At 61.8% G+C, this 1596-nt stretch carries 1 pseudogene; it reads left to right on the forward strand.

Features of this window, described 5'->3' with window-relative positions:
• Positions 1-562: 562 nt before the first annotated feature.
• A pseudogene (locus CHB90_RS25905) lies at positions 563-1507 on the forward strand (tyrosine-type recombinase/integrase); the annotation flags it as partial.
• Between the last annotated feature and the right edge of the window lie 89 nt (positions 1508-1596).

Consider the following 1596-nt stretch of genomic DNA (forward strand, 5'->3'; position numbering starts at 1 on the left):
ATTGCCGATCACAAGATCAACCGCATCGACGAACTCGCGCCGTGGAATTGGCAGCCACGTTGAATGTCAACGGCGGTCACGCCGGACGGATACACATAAACTCGCGATCCGTGGCTGTTTGAATGTCTGGTCTTGCCATTGTTGGATTGCGTCCTTGCACCTGCAGCGAACGTCCGTTCCCCGCCCTACATGTCCAATGCTGCACTTGCGAAGCCAAAGAATCTGACCGGCAAGAAAGGGCTGGGTGCCGCCAATTACGCCTGTTGAATTTGATGCAAGACCAACCGTCCGTTGTGGGCTCCGAGCCGCGTTGCGGCAGTGCAGAACAAACCCGTTTTCACTGCCCCCCGAATGTCAGATCCCGCTGACTCGGCCCGGGCGCGTTGAGGTCGAACGGGGCGAACGTCAGCTGTCCACAATATCGCTGCTAGAAACCTCCCCCGGAACGTCACTCGCCTCCCCAATTCCGGTCTCTGCCTGCATTCCGGTCCTGCAGCCATGCTTTGCTTGCTATGGGCGCGAATCCACGCCTCATGTCGGACGAGCAGATGGGGAGCAATCCATGGTCAACAGGCTGAAACTGAATGAGAAAACCGTCCGGGATGCAGAGAACCTAGGGCGGGATTACCAGATCTTCGACACCGACGTGCGGGGGTTTTCTATAACCATCTATCCCTCGGGCAACCGGGCCTTCACCCTTGATTACCGGGTGGCCGGGCGCCAGCGGCGGATGACGATCGGGCGCTGGCCGGAGTGGAACACGGTCGTAGCGCGCGAACGCGCCAAGGACCTGCGGCGCGACATCGATGAGGGGATCGACCCTCTCAGCCTGCGGGAAGCAGCACGCGAAGCGCCAAGGGTCAACGACATGATCGCGCGCTACCTGGCAGAACACACTCCGCATCTTGCCGCCCGGAATGCCGCCGACCAGCACACCATTATGCATAAGCTTGTGGCGCCGGATTGGGGCTCAAAGCTGGTGACCGAAATCACCAAGACCGATGTGGAAAAGCTGCTGACCAAGATCGCCGCCGGTCGCGCCCGACCGTCAAAGGCCAAGCCGAACAACCGGGCGCGAAAGCTGCAGGGGCCGAAGCCCACGCCGGTGCGCGCCAACCGGGTCGGGGAGGTGTTGCGCAAGATGTTCACGCTTGCCATTGGCTGGGGCTGGCGCGCCGACAATCCCGCCAGCGGGTTTCGCCGCCGGATCGAGAACGAACGTGAGCGATTCCTGACGCCCGAGGAGATCGGACGACTTGCCAAGGCGCTGGACGCCGCCAAGGATCAGCGTGCGGCGGGGATCATCCAGCTCTGCATGCTGACTGGCGCGCGGGTTGGTGAGGTGCGGCAGGCGCGGTTCGAACAGTTCAACCTCGACCTTGGCAGTTGGTCAAAACCGGCCGCCACCACCAAACAGCGCAAGATCCACCGCATCCCGATCTCAGGCGATGTGGCCGCCATCGTGCGCCAGCGGTTGCTGCTGGTGCCGGGCGGTAGTCCGTGGCTGTGAACAGGCATGCAATTTTGACCCCGTAACGGGGTGATCGGCGTCCAACAATGACCCCCTTACACTGATGTGGATGATGCTCCCGAGGC

The sequence above is a fragment of the Antarctobacter heliothermus genome (genome assembly GCF_900188425.1).
In the GTDB taxonomy this organism is placed as follows: Bacteria; Pseudomonadota; Alphaproteobacteria; order Rhodobacterales; family Rhodobacteraceae; genus Antarctobacter; species Antarctobacter heliothermus.